Below are 19646 nucleotides of genomic sequence, written 5' to 3'. Positions count from 1 at the left end.
GGCCACGCCTGGTTGTCCGGCGCCGAGGGTGCCCGGACTGGTGCCCGGCCCGACGGTGCCCGGGCTGGTTGCCCGGTGCTGACGGTGCCCGGACGGGACCGGGAAGCCTCCCGGTAGGTCCGGGCACCGTCGTGTCGACTCGGCCCGTGCCGGCGAGCGGGTGAGACGACCGGCGCCCGGAACCGTCCGTGAGTGGCAATTTCAACACGTAGCGTAGTTGTGTGGGTACGGAGCACGGGCCGCCCTGCGGGGCCGGGGCCGCCGCGTGATCGCGGCGGTCGCGCTGGCGCTCAGCTCCGCCGCCTGCTTCGCCTTCGGGGCCGCCTTGCAACAGCGTGCCGCGCGCCGGGAACCGCAGCACGGGACGGCCGATCCGCGGTTGCTCATCCGGCTGCTGCGCCGGAAGAGCTGGCTGCTGGCAAAGGTCCCCGACCTGGCCGGTACGGTGCTCCAGGCGATCGCCCTGCGGTTCGGGCCGCTGACCCTGATCCAGCCTCTGCTGATCAGCGGGATGTTCCTGGCGATCCCGCTGGAGGCGGCCCTCGACCACCGCCGGCCACATCCCCGTGACGTCACCGCGGTCACCGCCTGTGTCTTGGGGCTCGCCGCCTTCCTCGGCGCTGCCCGGCCCCGGGCGGGGGTGTCCCAGCCGTCCCTGATGGGCTGGCTCGGAGTCGCGTTCATCGGCGGTGCCCTGGTAGGGATCTGCCTGCTTCTCGCCCACCGGGCCACCGGCGCCGCCCGGGGAACACTGCTCGGGATCGCCAGCGGGCTGCTCTACGCCGGCACCGCGTCGCTGCTGAAGTCCGTCGCCGACCGGGTCACCGACGACCCGCTCTCGACGCTGACCGACTGGCACCTGTACGCGCTGGCCGTCGTCGGGTTCTCCTCGGTGGCGCTGAACCAGAACGCCTTCCAGAACGGTCCGCTGGCCGCGCCACTCACCTCGATCACCCTGGTGGACCCGGTGGCCAGCGTCGTGATCGGGGTGACGGCGTTCCACGAGACGCTGTCGTTCGGTGGACTCCGGCTCCTGGTCGAGGTGCCCGCCGTGCTGGCGATGGGCTTCGGGATCTGGCTGGCCAGCACCCGCTCCACCGGCCGGGAAGGCTACGAGGGCGGCTGAGCAGCCCCGGGCGCCCGCTTCCCCTCGTGGTCGGGACGGGGCTCACTTCCCGGCCCTGGCCGGGGCGGGCCGGGGATCGCGCCACATCGGCTGGAGTGTCGGGCCGTCGTCCGGCAACCGGATCGGTTCGCCCTGGGCCCGGAAGCCGTACCGCTCGTAGAGTGCGCGGTTGCGCGGCGAACTCGCCTCCAGACAGCAGCCGATCCCGTCGGCGTCGGACCGGACGAGTCGGTGCCGCAGCATGGCGCCGCCGAGCCCCCGGCCGCGCAGCTCCGGCAGCACCACCATCTGCTGGAGGTACCAGTGCGGTTCCCGATCGGAGTGGCGGGCGGCGATCAGCTCGCCGACCAGGGCCATCCGGGGCGCGTACCGGCCGTAGGCCCGGGCGAGGAAGGCGGCCTGCCGCTCATCTGGGGTCGGGTCCGCGGCGGCCGCTGATCCGGTTCGGCCGCCGGGACGGAACTCCCACACCGACACGCCACCGATCCTGGTCGACTCGTCGCCCGCCAACAGGATCTCGCCGGCCTCCAGCGCCCCGCCGACCCAGTCGGAGGCGAACTCGACCCACGCCTGCGCACACGCCTGGCGGGCGCTCTCCTCCGGCACCACCCAACTCAACACCGCCTCGTCCTGGCCGGCCCGGCCCACCGTGGCGGCGATCGCCCGGGCGTCGGCCGGTTCGGCCGGGCGTACCGTCATCGTCTCGGTCATCGTCACCTCGTCACGCTCGCGGGTTTGGGTGGGTACAGTGTACGCGAGGTGCGTACTGTGTAGCGACGGTGGGCGGGAGTGGATGGAACGCGACGGTGACGACGCCGGGACCGGCGCGGGGCTGAGCCTGGACCGCATCGTGCGGGTGGCGGTCGGGCTCGCCGACGCGTACGGCCTGGCGACCCTCTCGATGCGGCGGGTCGCCGCCGCCCTGGACGCGGGGGTGATGTCGCTCTACCGGTACGTGCCGGGCAAGGCCGAGCTGGTCGACCTGATGGTGGAGAGCGTCTTCGGTGAGATCGACTATCCGGATCCGGGTCCGGCCGGCTGGCGGGCCAGAATCGAGCTCTCCGCCCGCCGGGAGTGGGCGATGTACCAGCGGCATCCGTGGGTGCTGCCGATCGTCGCGGGCACCGGGCGACCGCCGCTCGGACCGAACGTGCTGGCCAGCGTGGAATGGGTACTGGCCGCCGTGGACGGCTTCGGGCTCGACCCGGCGACGACGCTCCAGGTCTACCTCACGGTCAGTGACTACGTACAGGGGGCGGCCCGGTACGTGCAGACCGAGGCCGAGGACGAGCGGCGGACCGGGATGAGCACCGAGCAGTGGTGGGCGGCCGAGACGGCCACCCTGACCCGGCTGCTCGACACCGGGCGGTTTCCGGTGCTGTCCCGACTGACCGGGCAGTTCGGCGCCGCTCCGGGGTCCGTACGGCAGGACTTCGAGTTCGGCCTGGGGCGGGTGCTCGACGGCATCGCCGTCTTCCTGGCCGACGAGCGCGCTCCGGCCGGCCGGCCCGACCAGGTGGCGACGGAAGAGGAAACCAGGTTTGAAAAAGTAACCACTGCTCCGGATCGGCGGCTCCCGGCGGCCACCTCGGCGGCACTGGAACTGCTCGGCCGGCGCTGGGTCCTCGACCTGCTGCACGTGCTCGGCTACGGCGAGGCACGGTTCCGCGATCTCGTCGAGGCCCTGCCCGGCGTCTCCCGGCGGGTACTCACCGAACGGCTGCGCGAACTCGCCGACGAGGGGCTGCTGCACCGCCGGGTGGACTCCGGCCCACCCACCCGGATCAGCTACGCCCTCACCGAGCGCGGTGCCCGGCTCCGCGGTGTGCTGACCGGCCTCGACACCTGGGCCGGGCAGGACGACCGGGTGGGTGTTCGCTGACCCGGGCGGTCGCCGGCGGCGGCACATCGACCCGGGCACCGTCCGGGACTGACTCGGCGGCGGTGTGATCCCCGGGCGGGCCCGGGAGTACAGGCCGATCCAGAGCGGAGACTGCGCATGGCCCGATCCGGCTGGATCCCGGCGACCCCGTGATCGGGATCAGGTGGACCGGCGGCCCGGGCGAGGGCTCTCAACCCGCCCGGACCACCGGCTTGCGAATGCCTACCCGGGATACCGGGATGTATGCGCCCCGGTCTCGCCCCGCCCCGCTCCCGGCGGCATCGCTGCCCCCGGCACCGGTGTGCGGGAAGCCCCGGAGGCCGGGGCCGACCCGGCCGGGGTCGGGAGCAACCGGCCCACCACCTCGGTCAGCACCGCCATCCCGTCCCGGCTCAGCACCGACTCCGGATGGAACTGCACCCCGGCGTACGTCGGCCCGCGCAGCGCGTGCACCGCACCGTCGACCGGGTCCCGGGCCAGCCGCACCGGCCCGTACGCCGTGTCCAGCCCGTCGGCGTCGGCCAGCGCGGTGTAGCTGGAGTAGAAGCCGACCCGCGCGACGGTGTCGAAGAGCGTGACGTCCCGGCACAGCCCCTGGTAGGGGGTGGCGCGCCGGTGCAGGGTCAGGCCGAGTCGGGCGGCCAGCATCTGGTGGCCGAGGCAGACGCCGAGGGTTGGTGACCCGCTGTCGAGCAGCCGGCCGACCAGACCGCGCAGGCTGACCATCTTCGGGTCGGTCGGGTGCCCCGGGTCGCCCGGCCCCGGGCCCAGCACCGTCAGGTCGGCGCTGGCCGGATCGAATCCGCCCGGCTCGGCGACCCCGGCCCAGGGGCGGACCGTCACGGTCAGGCCGAGCGCCCGCAGTTGGTGCGCGAGCATGCCGGTGAAGGTGTCCTCCCCGTCGACCACCACCACCCGCCGGCCGGCGAACTCCGGCCGTACCGTGGCGCCCGGCGTCCGCTGCTCCAGCCAGAACGGGGCGAGCCCGGTGTTGCGGGCGGCCAGCGCGGCCCGCACCGCCGGGTCGTCGGCGAGCCGGACCTCCGCGGCCGGTGCCGGTCCGGCGGCCGGCTCGGAGCCGACACCGACCACGCCGGGGCCGACGACAACGCGGACCTGGTCGCCGGGGCTGGCGACGTCCCTGGCCTGGTCGCCGGGGCTGGCGACGTCCCTGCCCTGGTCGCCGGGGGCGGCCGGCTCCGGCCGCAACCCCAGCGCGGTCAGCACCCCGGCCGCCTTGGCGTGCGTCTCGGCCACCTCGGCGGCGGCGGTGGAGTGCCGCACCAGGGTCGCGCCGACCGGCACCCGCAACTCGCCGGCCAGCGAGATCTCGGCGGTACGGATCAGGATCGGCGCGTCCAGGGTCTGCCGCCCGACCTCGTCGAAGCCGAGCAGCGCGAGTACGCCCGCGTAGTAGCCCCGGCCGCGCCGCTCGTGCCGGGCGATCACCCGGCAGGCGTTCTCCATCGGACTGCCGGTGACGGTCGGCGCGAACATCGTCTCCCGGAGCACCTCCCGGACGTCCCGGGAGCCGCGCCCGGCGAGCAGGTACTCGGTGTGGGTCAGGTGCGCCATCTCCTTGAGGTACGGCCCGATCACCTGGCCGCCCTGCTCGGCCACGGTCGCCATCATCTTCAGTTCCTCGTCGAGCACCATGTACAGCTCGTCGATCTCCTTCGGATCGGCGAGGAAGCGCAGCAGCTCCTCCCGGTCCGCCGGCCGGCCCGGGTGGCGCAGCGTACCGCTGATCGGGTTCATCATGACCAGGCCGTCCTCGACGCTGACGTGCCGTTCCGGCGAGGCGCCGACCAGGATCCGCCGGCCGGTGTACACCAGGAACGTCCAGTACGCGCCGCGTTCCCCGGTGAGCAGCCGGCGCAGCGCGGCCAGCGCCGCCGGCAGCGGGGGACCGGCCAGGGTGCCGAGGTAGCAGCGGTGGATCACGAAGTTCGCCCCCTCGCCCCGGCCGATCTCGTCGCGCAGTACCCGAGCGACGATCTCCGCGTACTCCGGGTCGGCGATGTCGAAGCCGGCGTCGCGGACCGGTACCGGCAGCTCGGGCAGGGCTGCCAGCGCGTCGGTCAGCGGGACCCGCTCGGGCTCGTCGAGCATCAGGCACTCCAGCGGAGCGCCGTCCTCGACACAGGCGAAGCCGCGTTCGGCGACCTGCCGGTACGGCACCACCGCAAGGGTGCGCGGACCGGTCGGCCCGGCCGGCAGGGGGATGTCGGCGAGCCCGGCGACGGTGTGCGGTACACCGGTGAAGACCTCCAGGCCGGTGGCGCCGTCCCGGCGCAGCAGGGCGAACGGGCCGGGGTCGGCGCCGCTCGCGATGGTGCCGAGCAGGTGGTTGAGCAGGGTCATCGGTCGTCCCTCACAGCCGGGGGCCGTCCCGAGCGGTGGCCGGAGAGGCGTAGGGGGAACCTGACGGCCGCCGCGTGGGGCGGCCGCGTGGAAGACTGCTACGCGCGGAGGTCGGCCGCCGGGATGGCGGGCCACCAGGAGTTGGGTCGCGCGAGCACGGCCCGAGTCTAGGGCAGCGCCGGCCGGGCCGGCACCCCTTCGGCACACCTGTCCACCAGGTGGGCGACCCGGGCCGGTGCGGGGTCCGTCCGGCCGGTACCGCGCGACCTTGCCCTGGTCGGCAGCGACGAACGGGTACGGTTTTCGTCGATGAGGATTCTCGCTCTCGACCTGGGTACGTCGTCGGTGCGCGGCCTGGTGCTGGACGCGGCCGCCCGGCCGCTGCCGGGTGCACTGGCCCGGCGACCAGCCGACGTCACGATCGGCGACGACGGTCGGGCCACCCTGGACGGGCCGGCCTACCTTGCCGCCCTGGTCGAGTGCCTCGACGAGCTGGCCGGGGCAGACCACCTCGACGGCGTCGAACTGGTCGTCGCCTCGGCCCAGTGGCACTCGGTGGTGCCGCTGGACGCCGCCGGCGATCCACTCGGCCCGGTGCTGACCTGGTTGGACACCCGCCCCACCGCACCGGCCGGGGTGGCCGGGCCGGTGGATCCGGACGACTACCACCGGCGTACCGGCACCTGGTGGCACCGGTTCTACTGGTCGGTCCGGCTGCCCTGGTTGCGGGAGAGGTGCGGCGACGACAAGATCCGCTTCGCCGGCCTGATCGAGTACGTCTTCGGCATGCTGCTGGACGAGGCGGTCATGTCGGTCTCCCAGGCCTCCGGCACCGGCCTGCTCGACCTGCGCACCCTGGACTGGGACACCGAGGCGTGCGAGCTGGCCGGGGTACGCCCGGGCGAGCTGCCGACGCTGGCTCCGCTGGCCTGGCACGGCCGGCTCCGGACCGGGTACGCCCGGCGCTGGCCGGCGCTGCGGACCGCCCGGTGGGCGCCACCCAGCGGCGACGGTGCCGCCTCCAACGTGGGCTCCGGCTGCTACGACAGCCGGCGTGCGGCGGTCACCGTCGGCACCTCGGCGGCGGTCCGGCTGGTCCAGCGCACCCCGGCGGGCGGCGAGCTGCCGCCGTTGCCGGAGAAACTGTGGCGCTACCGGGTGGACCACGAGCACGTGGTGACCGGTACCGCCTTCTCCGGCGGCGGCAACCTCTACGCCTGGATCCGGCGGGAGATGAAGTTGCCCGAGGGGGCGGAACTCGACCGGGCCCTCGCCCGGGTGCCGCCCGGCGACGGCGTACCGGCCGATCCCCAGCTAGGCGGCGACCGTCCACCCGGGCTCGCCCCGGCCGGCTCCGGCGTGCTGTCCGGGCTCGGCTTCAACACCACCGCGGTGGACATCCTGGCCGGACTGATGGACGCACTCTGCCGCCAGGTGGCGCTAGGGGTCGTGGCGATCGAATCCACGCTGGACAAATCGGTCCAGGTCGTCCTCGGCGGCGGGGCCGTCGCCGCGTCCGGGTGGTGGCGGCGTTCCTTCTCGGTGGCGCTGGCCCCCCGGGAGGTACACCACGTCCGGAATCCGGAGATCGGTGCGGTCGGCGCCGCGCTGGTGGCGATCGGTCGGCTCGACGGCGCGTCCGGCCTTGAGCGCATCGTCCGGACGGATGAGGACGAGTCGGCGACAGCGACAAGACCTGATCACCCGCAGTACCCTTCGTGAGCTGTACCGCCCCCCTGATCATTGACAGCAGGTCCGGGCCTGTTTTGAAATAGCTCCGCTCCTTGGCGCGCTCCGCATCGAGGACGGTAGGAGGCATGGTGGCTGTTGCCCCGGAACCGTCACATGGCGCCGTCTCGCGTCACCGCCGGCGCCGTCTTGACGTCCGGGTGGTGCCACATCGCCGCAGGTCCGCCTTCCGGTTGCGGGACTGGCGGATGCGTAGCAAGCTGGGCGCCGTCCTCGTGGTCCCGTCGGTCGCGTTCCTGGCGCTCGCCGGGGCGCAGACCGGTGCGTTGGTGAGCCAGGCGGACCTGCTCGACGAGTTCGCCGACCAGGTGACGGTCGGCCGCGAGATCACGGCGCTGGTGCACGAGTTGCAGCGCGAGCGGGACCAGACCGCAGGCGAGCTGGCCGCGTTGAACACCGGCTCGGCGCCGCCGGTCGAACCCGGCCGCCCGCTGCCGGCGCTGGAGTCGGTCTACCCGGTCGCCGACCGCGCGCTCGACCGGTTCCGGACGGCGGCGTCGCCGCTGGCCCGGGGTGAGGCGTCCTGGCGGATCTCCTACGACCGGGTCGACGACGCACTCGACCGGCTGCCGGAGGTGCGGGCCTCGGTGCCGGCGGCCGGCTCCAACCCCGACCCGGTGCTGGCCGAGTACGACCGGACCATCGAGGTGCTGTTGGTGCTGCTGGCCGAGCCCTCGCCCGGCGCGGACCGTGGCGACCTGACCGACGCGGTGCTGCGGTACGTCGAGTTCGCCCAGGTCAAGGAGGTCAACTCCCGGATCCGGGGGCAGCTCTACGCCGCCGCCCGGGCCGGCCGGTACGACCAGACCGACCTGGTCACGCTGACCGACCTGCGAGCACAGCAGCTCACCGGCCTCGCCGGCTTCCGGCTCTCGGCCACCGACCGGCAGATCGAGCGGTACGACCAGGTCTCGACCGATCCGGACTTCGTGGCCGCGGTGCGGATGGAGGAGACCACCTTCTCCGCCGGTGGGCGCACCGCCGCGGTGCTCGAACCGGGCCGCTGGTGGACGATCAGCCAGCAGCGCCAGGAGCTGCTCCGGCAGGTCGAGACGGGTGCGGTCGACGACGCGGTGGCGCTGGCGGACTCCCGCAGCGCCGAGCAGTTGCGCCGGACGCTGCTCACCGCGGTCGGCGTGCTGGGCGTGCTGCTGGCCGCCCTGTTCACCTCGATCGCGATCGGCCGCTCCGTCGCCCGTTCGCTGCGGATGCTGCGGGGCCAGGCGTTGCGGGTCGCCCAGGTCGAGCTGCCGGAGACCCTGGAACGGCTGCGTACGGTCGATCCGGTCGCCGCCGAGTTCGAGGTGCCGCCGGCCGACGTCCGGTCGATGGACGAGATCGGCGAGGTGGCCGAGGCCTTCGTGGCGGTGCACCGCAGCGCGGTGACGGTGGCGCTGGAGCAGGCGGTGATGCGTCGACACGTCAACGCCATGTTCGTCAACCTGGCCCGACGCAGTCAGGTGCTGGTCGAGCGGCAGTTGGAGCTGCTGGACGAGCTGGAGCAGGACGAGAGCGACCCGGACCAGCTCGACAACCTGTTCAAGCTGGACCATCTCGCCGCCCGCATGCGCCGTAACGACGACAGCCTGCTGGTGCTGGCCGGCACCGAGGCGACCCGGCGGTGGAACCGTCCGGTGCTGCTCGGCACGGTGATGCTGGCCGCGGTTGCCGAGATCGAGCAGTACCAGCGGATCCGGCACGACGTCGCCGACGAGCTGTACGTCGTCGGGCACGCCGTCGCCGACCTGGTGCACCTGCTCGCCGAGCTGCTGGAGAACGCGTCGTCGTTCTCCCGGCCGGACACCGTGGTCCAGGTCGACGCCGCCGGGCAACCGGACGGCAGCGTCCTGGTGGAGATCGTCGACCAGGGCCTCGGCATGAGCCCGACCGCGCTGGAGCGGAGCAACCAGGTGCTCGCGGTACCGCCGGACGCCGACGTCGCCGCGTCGGAGCGGATGGGTCTGTTCGTGGTCAGCCACCTGGCCGCCCGGCAGGGCGTCCGGGTCCGGTTGCGGACCACCGGGCAGGGTGGCCTGGTGGCGGCGATCTGGCTGCCGGCCAGCCTGCTCGCCCCGGCTACGGCAGCGGATCCGGCCGGCGGCCCCGGCCGGCGGATGCTCGAACTCGTCGCGGGAGCGGTGGCCGGCTCGAACGGCACGCGTCCGCCGGCACCGGGCGAGGGCGGCGCCGACGGCGGCCAGCTCCGCCGGACGGGCCGCCGGGAGACACCGACCCGGGCCGAGGACGTGCTCGGGATGGCCGCCGGTGCCGGTTCCGCGCCGTCGAGCACCTGGTGGTCCCGGCAGGGCAGGGCGAGCACGCGGCCACCGACCAACGCCGCCGGGGCGGCGCCGACCGGAGCGCTGGCCACCGGGAACGCCCCACCGGCGGTACCGGTGACCGGCGGGACCAACGCCAACGGGCTGCCGATCCGGGTGCCGATGGCCCAACTGCGGGCGAAGAACGAGCCGGCCCGACCCAGGCCGCCGGTCCAGCGCGAGGCGCCGGATCCGGAGCAGGTGGGCGGCATGTTGTCCCGGTACTACGGTGGTCTCCGGCGGGCCGAGGCGGAGGACACGATGGTGATACCCATGGCGCCGGCCGGCGCGCGCACCGAAGAGGAGAAGTATTGAGCACGCTCAGTCAAGAGGCACGGGATCTGAACTGGCTGGTGAGCGGGTTCACGGAACGGGTACCCGGGGTGGCGCACGCCATCGTGGTCTCCGCCGACGGACTGCTGGTGGCGGTCTCCGAGCACCTGCCCCGGGACCACGCCGACAAGCTCGCCGCGGTCACCTCCGGATTGTCCAGCATCACCATCGGGGCCGCGGAGATGTTCGACGGCGACATCGTCAAGCAGACGGTGGTCGAGATGGGGCGGGGCTACTTCCTGGTCATGCAGATCCGGGACGGTTCGATCCTGGCCACCCTCGCCGCGAACGACGCCGACATCGGCGTGGTGGGTTACGAGATGGCGAAGCTGGCCAAGGCGGCCGGTGAGATGCTGACACCGGCGCTGCGGGCCGAGCTCCAGCAGGCGCTGCCCCGCTGACCGGCCGCGCCCGGTCGCCGGGGCGACCGTGTGGTGTCGTCTCACGCCTGCCGGACCTGGCCCAGCCGGCCGAGTTGCGTGTCGAGCTGACCGGCGAGCCATCGTTCGTACTCGGCGCGTTCCGGGCCGTCCCAACCCCGGGTGGCGCCCTCGATGCACATGATGAGATAGAGATAGATCGTATAGAGGGTGAGCCGGCGGCGGGCCGTCGTGGTCAGTTCGAGCCGGCCGTGTCCGGCGGAGGCGTAGCCGGCGAGGATCTCCGGTTCGTCGTCCAGTTCGCGGAAGAGCGTCATCGAGACCAGTTCGGCCAGCGGGTCGCCGAAGAAGGCCCGTTCACCGTCGATCAGGCCGGTCACCCGGACTGTGCCGGCAGGATCGGCGGCGACGAAGACGTTGCCGTCCCAGAGGTCGAAGTGCACCAGGGCAGGGCGGCGTACCTCGTCGAGGACGTCGGCGTGCCGGCGCAGCAGGTCGCCGATCCGGTCCGGCGGGGCGGGTAGCGCACTGCCCAGCCGGAGAGCGTCGGCGAGGATGTCGTCGACCATCGCACCGAAGGCGGCCCGCCAGGACGGTTGCCAGCTACGGCTGCCGCGCAGCGGATAGCCGTACGCCGGACCGGTGACGGTGTGCAGCCGGGCCGCGTGCGCGGCGATCTCACCGCGTACGGTGGCGAGCTGCGCCGGGGTCAGCTGGTCCCGGGTCTGGTGCAGGTCCGTTCCGGCCACCCGGCTGAGGAAGACGAAGTCGGTGCCGATCAGGTCCCGGTTGAAGTCGGCGTAGACGACCTCGGGCACCACGGTCACCACCGGGGCGGCCCGGCGGTAGAAGTCGACCTCGGTACGCATCAGGTCGACCTCGTGACTGAGCAGCTTCAGCTCGGGTGGCGGGGCGACCTTGAGTACCAGTTCGGTGCTCTCGCCGAGGGTGACGGCGTAGGCCGCGTTGTAGGTGCCGCCGGTCAGTTCCCGCCAGTCGGTGATCCCGGTCCGGTCGCCGAAGCCGCGCCGGACCAGCGACCCGAGTTCGGTCTCGGTGACGTGCCTCCTGGTCGAGCTCCGGTTCTCCATGCGACCCTCTCGGCGGTACGGTCGGGCGGCGGTGCCTACCCGGGTGAACCTCGTGGACCTGGACCGCGCGGCGCCCCGCACCCGCGGCTCCGCCGGACAGCGAGGGTCGCCGAGAGTTCGGTGCTGGCCGGTCGGTCGGCTCGGGTCAGACGGTGTTGTCGGCGATCACCCGTCGGTACCAGTGCGCGCTGCGCTTGGGGATCCGGCGTTGGGTGGGAAAGTCAATATAGATCAATCCCCATCGCTGTTCATAGCCTTCGTTCCACTCGAAGTTGTCCATCAGCGACCAGACGTGGTAGCTCTCCAACGGCACGCCGTCGGCGATGGCCCGGTGCGCGGCCGCCAGGTGGTCGCGGAGGAAGGCGATCCGGCCGATGTCGTCCACCGTGCCGTCCCCGGCGAGCAGATCCGGGGTGGGCAGGCCGTTCTCGGTGACGGTGAGCGGCACGTCGCCGTAGTCCCGGGTCACCCGGGTCAGGATGTCGTACATCCCGTCGGGGAAGATCTGCTGCCAGCTCGCCTCGGAGGTCGACCACTTGCGGACCATGCCGCCGTCGGCGGTGACGTAGATCGGCGTGTAGTACTGCACGGCGAGCAGGTCCACCGGCGACGAGATGATCGCCAGGTCGCCGTCCCGGATCCCCCGGACCATCCGACTGGCCGGGCCCAGGTCGGCCAGCACGTCGGCCGGATAGGCGCCCTTGAAGATGGAGTCCAGGTAGAGCCGGTTCTCGTAACCGTCGTAGAGCCGGGTCGCCTCGGCGACCCCGGGGGCGTCGTCGGCGGGGTAGCAGGGGTGCAGGTTCAGCGCGGGGCCGATCCGGCTGTCGCTGCCGGTGGCGCGCAGCGCGCGTACCGCCAGGCCGTGCGCGAGTTGCAGGTGGTGCGCGACCAGGTAGGCCGCGTCCGGCTCGCGCAGCCCGGGGGCGTGGTGACCCTGGAGGTAGCCGTTCTGTACCACCGTCTTGGGCTCGTTGATGGTCAGCCAGACCGGCACGCTGGGGCCGAGCGCCTCGAAGATCGCCTCGGCGTAGTCGGCGAAGCGGTAGGGGACGTCCCGGGACTCCCAGCCGCCGATGTCCTGCAGCGACTGCGGCAGGTCCCAGTGGAAGAGCGTGGCCATCGGGGCGATGCCCCGGTCGTGCAGGCCGTCGACCAGCCGCCGGTAGAAGTCGAGCCCGCGTTGGTTGGGCGCGCCGGTGCCGTCGGCCTGGATGCGTGGCCAGGAGATGGAGAACCGGTACGTCCGCAGCCCGAGATCCTTCATCAGGTCCAGGTCCTCGACGTACCGGTGGTAGTGGTCGGCGGCGACGTCGCCGGTGTCCCCACCCCGGACCCGTCCCGGGGTGTGGCTGAAGGTGTCCCAGACGGACTCGCCCCGCCCGTCGTCCTTGGCCGCCCCCTCGATCTGGTACGCCGAGGTGGCCGCGCCCCACCCGAAGCCGTCCGGAAAGCGGAGTCCGAGCTGCGCGTCCGGCGCCGTACGTCGCTCGTCGTCGGCCTCGGGATCGGCGTCGCAACCGGTCAGCGTCGCGCCGGCGACGGCTGCTGCCGCCGTGCTCGTCGACAGGCGGCCGGCCGGCACGGCACTGGCGGACAACGCGGCGCGGCGCAGCAGATGCCGCCGAGTCAGTACGGACATGCTGTCTCCTCGTGAGTGGGGCCCTCCGCACCACGCCCGGGAGCGCTCCCATACAAGAGCGTAGCGATCTACCGGGCGATTGCGTATGGGATGTTCGGATGGCAATGGCGGGTCTGGGCCTCGTCCATTGCCCGTCCCCACGTGCACCATGACCACGGCGACCGTTCGTCGCGTCGCGACGAGGCCGGTCGCCGTCCGAGGTGCCGATGACGCAGCCGGTCGACCGGTTCGGCGTCGAGACGCTGTACCGATGACCGATTTTCCCGTCGTTGGCGGGGGGTTAGTGTGGGGACGGGGAGGGCAACCCCCGTCCCCAGCGTGAGTTACAAACACGCACGAACGGAATTGGCGTCCAGGTCGTGCGTGCCGCGCGGGAGCCGGGCCACGCGAGTGGCTCTGGTTCCACCTCCTTCCGACGGTGGTGAGCTGGCTGACGGCGGAGTCCGGGCTGGCCCGCCCTCAGCCCTGTGGCTGAGCGGTCGGCGGCTACGTAACATTGCCGTAGCTCGCCCAACGGGGAGCGATCGACCCGGCGGACCGGATCCTCGCAGCCTCCGTGGTGGTGCGATCCAAGCTACTTACATCCTCATCAATGGAAGCGCTCCCATCGACATTGGTTGGACTGTAGCCCGCGTCACGGGTTTGTGAAAGACCCAAAATAAGATCGAAACATCAGGCCAACGTCGATGAAACCCCGTTGTGCTGCCTCGATCGAATCTATGCCCAGGTCAGCGGGCCTAGCCGGCTGTCCGTAGTGGAGCTGCGCCGGACTCCACTTGCTGCGGGAGCGCTCCCATGCAACACTGTCGAACTATCGCGGCAGGGAGCCACAAGCCGACGCGATCATGGGCCGCCAGGGCATCCGAGTCTCTCGGTAACGGCGCCCCTGCACAGCTCGGAGCCGCCACGTCCGGCGTCTCCTCCGGCGTCCGCCGACCCCGGTCCGGGACGGGTTGACCACCACCATTCCGGCGCCTACCCACCCCCACGCGCATCGCCCCCGCACCACGCGCAGGAGGCGCCCCAGCCGCGGCAGCACCGCGGCCCGGTCCGCGAGGAGAAGTCACGACATGAAGTTGAGGTTAGGAAGACGCCGACTGGCGATGGCCGCCGCCGGCATATTGGTGGTCGGAGGTGTTGCCGTCGTCCCCGGCACCGCCTACGCGGCCCCCGGCTGCGACGTCACCTACACCGCCAACAGCTGGGGCTCCGGATTCAGTGCCTCCGTCACGATCCGGAACGTCGGCGACCCGATGACCAGCTGGAGCCTCGGGTTCACCTTCCCGGGCAACCAGCGGATCACCCAGGGCTGGTCGGCCAACTGGACCCAGTCCGGCGCGAACGTGACCGCGACGAACGTGGCTTGGAACGGCAACCTGGGTACCGGTGCCTCGACCAGCATCGGGTTCAACGGCTCCTACTCGGGGACCAACGCCAACCCGACCGCCTTCACCATCAACGGCAACCCCTGCAACGGCGCCCAGAACACCGCGCCGACCGTTGACATCACCAGCCCGGCCAACGGCGCGACCTTCACCGCACCGGCCGACGTCACCGTCTCGGCCGGCGCGAGCGACGCCGAGGGGCCGGTCGAGCGGGTCGAGTTCTACCGCAACGGCCTGCTGGTCGGCACCGACACCAGCGCGCCGTACAGCTACACCAACAGCGCGCTGCCGGCCGGGTCGTACACCGCACAGGCCCGGGCGTACGACAGCGCCGGGCTGAGCGGCATCGACGAGGTGGCCTTCACCGTCGGCGGCACGACCCAGCCGAGCGTGGTGGTCCCGGCGACGCTGTCGGTGCCCGAGGGCGGCAACGCCGCGCTGAACGTCAAGCTCAGCGCCGCGCCGACCAGCAACGTCACCGTCAACCTGGCCAAGACCGGCGACGCGGACGTGACGCTCGGCGCCAGCACCGCGACGATCACCCCGTCGAACTGGAACACCGGCGTCAACGTCCCGGTCAACGCCGCACAGGACGCCGACGACAGCAACGACACGGCGACCGTCACCGCCAGCGCCAGCGGGCGTACCCCCGGCACCACCCAGGTGACCGTCACCGATGACGAGGGCGGGGGACCGGCCGGCGAGTACGGCGAGGAGTTCCTGGAGCTCTACAACAAGATCAAGGCGCCGGCGAGCGGCTACTTCAGCCCCGAGGGCGTGCCGTACCACTCCGTGGAGACGCTGCTGGTCGAGGCCCCGGACCACGGTCACGAGACCACCTCCGAGGCGTTCAGCTACTGGCTCTTCCTGGAGGCCATGTACGGCCGGACCACCGGTGAGTGGGGACCGTTCAACGACGCCTGGGAGGTCATGGACCGGTACATCATCCCGTCCGAGACCCAGTCGAACTACAACGCCAGCGACCCGGCGGACTACGCCCCCGAGGCGAACCGGCCGGACCTCTACCCGCAGCAGGGCGGCAAGCTCGACTCCAGCGTCCAGGTCGGTCAGGACCCGCTCGCCGCCGAGCTCCAGTCCACCTACAACAGTGGCCGGATGTACGGCATGCACTGGCTGCTCGACGTGGACAACGTCTACGGCTACGGCCGCTGCGGCGACGGCACCACCAAGCCGGCGTACATCAACACCTACCAGCGCGGCCCGCAGGAGTCGGTCTTCGAGACCGTTCCGCACCCCTCCTGCGAGACGTTCGAGCACGGCGGCCCGAACGGCTACCTGCCGATCTTCATCGGTGACTCGTCCTACGCCCAGCAGTGGCGCTACACCAACGCTCCGGACGCCGACGCGCGGGCCGTCCAGGCCGCGTACTGGGCGCTGAAGTGGGCCAAGGAGCAGGGTGCCGAGGGTCAGATCTCGGCCACCATCGCCAACGCCGCCAAGATGGGTGACTACCTGCGCTACGCGATGTACGACAAGTACTTCAAGCAGCCCGGGTGCGCCTCGCCGTCCTGCGCGGCCGGCACCGGCAAGAACAGCGCGTCGTACCTGCTCTCCTGGTACTACGCCTGGGGCGGCTCGCAGGGTGGCAGCAGCAGTTGGTCGTGGCGGATCGGTTCCAGCCACAACCACGGCGGCTACCAGAACCCGTTCGCCGCGTACGCCCTCTCCACGGTGTCCGAGCTGAACCCGCGGTCGCCGACCGCCCGGACCGACTGGGCCACCAGCCTCACCCGGCAGATCGACTTCTACACCTGGCTCCAGTCGGCCGACGGTGCCATCGCCGGTGGCGCGACCAACAGCTGGAACGGCGACTACAGCGCCCGCCCGGCCGGCGTGCCGACCTTCTACGGCATGGTGTACGACGTCAAGCCGGTCTACCACGACCCGCCGTCGAACCAGTGGTTCGGCTTCCAGGCGTGGAGCATGGAGCGGGTCGCGGAGTACTACCACGAGAGTGGTGACGCCCGGGCCAAGGCGCTGCTCGACAAGTGGGTCAACTGGGCGCTGGACAACACCACGGTGAACGGTGCGGACTACCAGATCCCGTCGACGCTGAGCTGGAGCGGCCAGCCGGGTGGCAACTGGACCGCCGGCACCACCTCGGTGAACAACAGCAACCTGCGGGTTTCGGTGGTCGACCACACCCAGGACGTCGGCGTCGCGGGTGCCTACGCCCGTACGCTGATCTACTACGGTGCGAAGGCCAACCACACCGAGGCCAAGGAGACGGCGAAGGCCCTGCTCGACGCCGTCCTGCAGCACAAGGACGACAAGGGCGTCGCGGTGCCGGAGACGAAGGCGGACTACAACCGCTTCGACGACACCTACAACTCCAGCACCGGCCAGGGTCTCTACATCCCGTCCGGCTTCACCGGCACCATGCCGAACGGTGACCCGATCAACTCCAACTCCACGTTCCTGAGCATCCGCTCGTTCCTCCAGGACGACCCGGACTGGGACAAGGTGGAGTCGTACCTGAACGGCGGCCCGGTGCCGACATTCACGTACCACCGCTTCTGGGCGCAGATCGACGTGGCGATGGCGCTGCACGACTACGACCGGCTGATCGGCTGATCCCGGTCACCAGACGGGCCTGATTCCCACGGTCAGGCCAACCGTGGCGGGCCCGGCCGGATTGGCCAACGCAGCGATCCGGCCGGCCCGCCACTCCCGTTTCACTTCGGACGGCAACGAGGGCGACCACCACCGCCCTCCGGGCGGGGGGGCCCCACCCGGGCCCCCCCCCCCGGCACCGTGTCCGGCGCCGGGCCGCTCTCCTCCGTCCGTTGCCATGGCGAAGACTTTCGCGCCGGGCCTTGACCAGGGCACTGAGTTTCCAGTCAGTCCGGGGTGTTCGTTACGGCAAGACGGAGTATCCTGACCTGAGTGGGAGGGGCCGCTTCCCCCGTGGCGGCCCCTCCCGCTTCTTGCTCTCCGCCCCCTTGCCACTCGCGGATCGAGTGCGGTGTCGGCTATGCCGGGAGCGTCCGATACGGTGTCCGGCGTGCGTGGCCGAAGCGGCATCCTGACAGCGTCCTGGCTGGTCCTGTTGACCGCACTCCAGATCCTCGCGTTCGTCGTGGTCTGGCGGTTCGCCGTCGGCACCGAACACGGCCAGGTACTGGACACGATCGCACTGACCGGCAACTCGATCGGGCAACACCGGATCGAGGGCATCGTCGGCGGCGTGCTGAACGCGGTCTCCCTGCTGTCGCTGCTGGTCGCCACCGCGGTCATCGGCTTCATCGCGCTGATCCGGGTCCGGATCACCCTGGCGGTGGTGACCGTGCTGCTGATCGTGGGCGCCAACCTCACCACCCAGGCGCTGAAGTTCCTCATCGAGCGGCCCGACTTCGACGTCGACGAGGCCCGGGAGGCGGCCGGCAACAGCCTGCCCAGTGGACACACCGCGGTCGCCGCCTCGGTGGCGATCGCGCTGGTCATGGTGCTGCCGCCCCGGGTCCGGGGCTTGGGTGCGCTGGTCGGGGCCGGCTACGCCGCCGCGGCCGGTGTCGCCACCCTGTCGGCCGGCTGGCACCGGCCCAGCGACGCCGTGGCGGCGCTGCTGGTGGTCGGCGCCTGGGCGTCGGCGGCCGGCCTGGTACTGCTGCTGACCCAGCGCGAGACCGCGCAGGTCGCCGCTGCGGACGGTAACCGGCAGGCCGCCGCCGTGTTGGCCGTGGTCGGCCTGGCCCTGCTGCTGGTCGCCGCGGTCGCCCTCGGCTGGACCGACGGCGTGCGGTCGACGCCGATCTCCGAGTTCGGCCGACGCCAGCTCCTGATCGCGTACGGCGGCAGCGCGGCCGGGATCGCCGGCACCGCCGCCCTGGTGACGGCCCTGGTACTGGTCACCCTGCACCGGGTGGTGCCCCGAGATACCGGCCGAGGCGTCACCGGACCGACCGATGAGAGTTCCTGACAGAACCAGCCATCCACGAAGCGTCCCTCACCCTTGCCGGCGCCATCGTCCGCTGGCGCCGACTCCAGCACCCAGAGTCAGGAGTCCTCCGCACACTCGCTGAGCCGGGACGTGGAGTGCGCGGGTAGCTCCCCGATGACCTCGATCGCGCGGGAACGCCACAGCGCGTACCCCTCGTCGTCGTGCAGCCCGTGGACGAGGGCGACGGCGGCCATCGGCGGCGACAACGTGCCGGTGCGCGGACGGCCGGCCCGCTGCCAACCGTCCCACGCGGTGCCTGCCATGCGCAGCGCCTCGTCGAAGCGCCCGCTGAGCACCAGCGGCCAGCCTCGCGGCCCGGAAAATCTGGCAAGGGACGGCAAATTGCTCGACTCCTCCGGGCAAGGTATTGGATCTGACTGTCGTCCTTATAGGCGTCGGAGCGCCGCTTGGGAGGATGATCATGATTTGTTCGCAGTCGTCCCGCGTTGCGGACCCGCCGGTCGCCCCGGCTGCGGTAGTCGGGGAGTGCTGATTGGACGCCGCGACGAGCGACGGCCGGACGGCCGACGTACCCGATTCCCCGGCACCGGCCCGGCGGCGTAGGCGACGGCGACGGCGGGTGTTACGCCTCGGACTGGTCGCTGTGCTCGTGGCGCTGCTGGGCGCGGCGTCAGTGCTCGGGGTGCATCGGTGGCGGGCCGTGACCGCCGCACCGCCGGTCGAACCCGACCGGGTCGCCTGGGCGCTGCTCGACCTGGGCGCCAGGACGCTGCGAACCTCGGCCGAGGCGACGCAGACCTACACCGCCGAATCGATGATCAAGGTGTGGATAGTCGCCGACGACCTGCGTCGGCTCGCCGAGCGCGACATCCGGCCGCACCCTGACGAGATCACGGCGCTCTCCGCGATGATCCGGGACAGTGACGACCACGCCGCCGAGGTGATCTACCAGCGGAACGGCGAGGACGCCGTCATCGAACGCCTGATCACGATCTGCGGGCTCACCGAGACGACGGTACGGTCCGGCTGGTGGTCGCTCACCCGGATGACGGCCCGGGACGCCGCCCGGATGGGCGGCTGCGTGGCCGACGGCCGCGCCGCTGGTCAGAGGTGGACCAGCTGGGTACTCGACCAGATGCGGCGGGTGCGGGGTGAGGGCTACTTCGGAATCGTCTCGGCCCTGCCACACGCGGAGCGGGCCGGACTGGCCATCAAGAACGGCTGGACGCTGCACGTGAACGAGGGGCAGTGGGCGGTCAACTGTCTGGCCATCTCGGCCGGCTGGGTGCTGGTGGTGCAGACCGGCTATTCGACCGCCCGGGGCGGTCTCGACCACGGCGGCCGGACCTGCACCGAGGTGGCGCGCCAGGTGCTCGCATCGGCCACCGGTCCGATCGGGACGCCGGCCGGGGTGAGCGCCGACGCGCTCGGCCGGCCCGGGAACGCCCGGTGAG

The 19646-nt window shown here is 72.0% G+C and carries 13 protein-coding genes; 8 read left to right on the top strand and 5 right to left on the bottom strand.

The features are described 5' to 3' along the window. Window positions 1–265 precede the first annotated feature (265 nt). Window positions 266–1126: a DMT family transporter gene (locus R6Y94_RS30175; RefSeq protein WP_318399242.1), complete on the top strand. Its 861-nt coding sequence runs from the start codon at window positions 266–268 to the stop codon at window positions 1124–1126. A gap of 42 nt (window positions 1127–1168) precedes the next feature. On the opposite strand, the gene R6Y94_RS30170 is transcribed toward R6Y94_RS30175, so the two are convergent. Further along, on the bottom strand, window positions 1169–1837 hold the full coding sequence (locus tag R6Y94_RS30170; protein WP_318399241.1) for a GNAT family N-acetyltransferase: 669 nt from the start codon (window positions 1835–1837) through the stop codon (window positions 1169–1171). 82 nt (window positions 1838–1919) lie between these two features. Here R6Y94_RS30170 and R6Y94_RS30165 point away from each other — a divergent pair, with 82 nt between their 5' ends. Then, entirely contained in the window at window positions 1920–3008 is a 1089-nt protein-coding gene (locus R6Y94_RS30165; RefSeq protein ID WP_318399240.1) for a winged helix-turn-helix transcriptional regulator, read from the top strand. A gap of 222 nt (window positions 3009–3230) precedes the next feature. Here the strand turns inward: R6Y94_RS30165 and R6Y94_RS30160 are convergent, their stop codons facing one another. Next, window positions 3231–5372 (bottom strand): chorismate-binding protein, encoded by a 2142-nt coding sequence (locus R6Y94_RS30160; protein ID WP_318399239.1) that lies wholly within the window; start codon window positions 5370–5372, stop codon window positions 3231–3233. A gap of 309 nt (window positions 5373–5681) precedes the next feature. Between R6Y94_RS30160 and R6Y94_RS30155 the strand changes: the two genes are divergently transcribed. From R6Y94_RS30155 to R6Y94_RS30145, 3 genes are all read left to right on the top strand, one after another. Further along, window positions 5682–7094: an FGGY family carbohydrate kinase gene (locus R6Y94_RS30155; RefSeq protein ID WP_318399238.1), complete on the top strand. Its 1413-nt coding sequence runs from the start codon at window positions 5682–5684 to the stop codon at window positions 7092–7094. Window positions 7095–7309: 215 nt separating this feature from the next. Next, complete coding sequence (locus R6Y94_RS30150) at window positions 7310–9754, top strand: nitrate- and nitrite sensing domain-containing protein (RefSeq protein ID WP_318399237.1); 2445 nt, start codon at window positions 7310–7312, stop codon at window positions 9752–9754. Further along, window positions 9751–10173, top strand: a complete 423-nt coding sequence (locus R6Y94_RS30145; protein ID WP_318399236.1) for a roadblock/LC7 domain-containing protein — start codon at window positions 9751–9753, stop codon at window positions 10171–10173. The genes R6Y94_RS30150 and R6Y94_RS30145 overlap by 4 nt, the downstream gene beginning before the upstream one ends. Window positions 10174–10214: 41 nt before the next feature. On the opposite strand, the gene R6Y94_RS30140 is transcribed toward R6Y94_RS30145, so the two are convergent. Both R6Y94_RS30140 and R6Y94_RS30135 read right to left on the bottom strand, forming a co-directional pair. Further along, the gene (locus tag R6Y94_RS30140; protein ID WP_318399235.1) at window positions 10215–11243 is read right to left on the bottom strand and encodes an aminoglycoside phosphotransferase family protein; all 1029 of its coding nucleotides are present in this window, start codon (window positions 11241–11243) and stop codon (window positions 10215–10217) included. A gap of 145 nt (window positions 11244–11388) precedes the next feature. Continuing rightward, window positions 11389–12885 (bottom strand): GH1 family beta-glucosidase, encoded by a 1497-nt coding sequence (locus tag R6Y94_RS30135; RefSeq protein WP_318399234.1) that lies wholly within the window; start codon window positions 12883–12885, stop codon window positions 11389–11391. A gap of 1070 nt (window positions 12886–13955) precedes the next feature. On the opposite strand from R6Y94_RS30135, the gene R6Y94_RS30130 reads away from it, so the two are divergent. Together R6Y94_RS30130 and R6Y94_RS30125 are read left to right on the top strand one after the other, a co-directional pair. After that, window positions 13956–16865, top strand: a complete 2910-nt coding sequence (locus tag R6Y94_RS30130) for a glycoside hydrolase family 48 protein (RefSeq protein ID WP_318399233.1) — start codon at window positions 13956–13958, stop codon at window positions 16863–16865. 430 nt (window positions 16866–17295) lie between these two features. Then, window positions 17296–18210 carry a phosphatase PAP2 family protein gene (locus R6Y94_RS30125; protein WP_412102916.1) on the top strand — a complete coding sequence of 305 codons (915 nt, stop codon included), beginning with the start codon at window positions 17296–17298 and terminating at the stop codon, window positions 18208–18210. 77 nt (window positions 18211–18287) lie between these two features. On the opposite strand, the gene R6Y94_RS30120 is transcribed toward R6Y94_RS30125, so the two are convergent. Next, window positions 18288–18527, bottom strand: a complete 240-nt coding sequence (locus tag R6Y94_RS30120) for a hypothetical protein (RefSeq protein ID WP_318399232.1) — start codon at window positions 18525–18527, stop codon at window positions 18288–18290. A gap of 197 nt (window positions 18528–18724) precedes the next feature. Between R6Y94_RS30120 and R6Y94_RS30115 the strand changes: the two genes are divergently transcribed. Beyond that, complete coding sequence (locus R6Y94_RS30115) at window positions 18725–19645, top strand: serine hydrolase (protein WP_318399231.1); 921 nt, start codon at window positions 18725–18727, stop codon at window positions 19643–19645. Window position 19646 lies beyond the last annotated feature (1 nt).

Origin of the sequence: Plantactinospora sp. KLBMP9567 (assembly GCF_033446045.1) — a bacterium.
Taxonomy (GTDB): Bacteria; Actinomycetota; Actinomycetes; order Mycobacteriales; family Micromonosporaceae; genus Plantactinospora.
The sequence above is the reverse complement of the archived record's forward strand: the minus strand, read 5'-3'. Positions and strand labels throughout refer to the sequence as shown.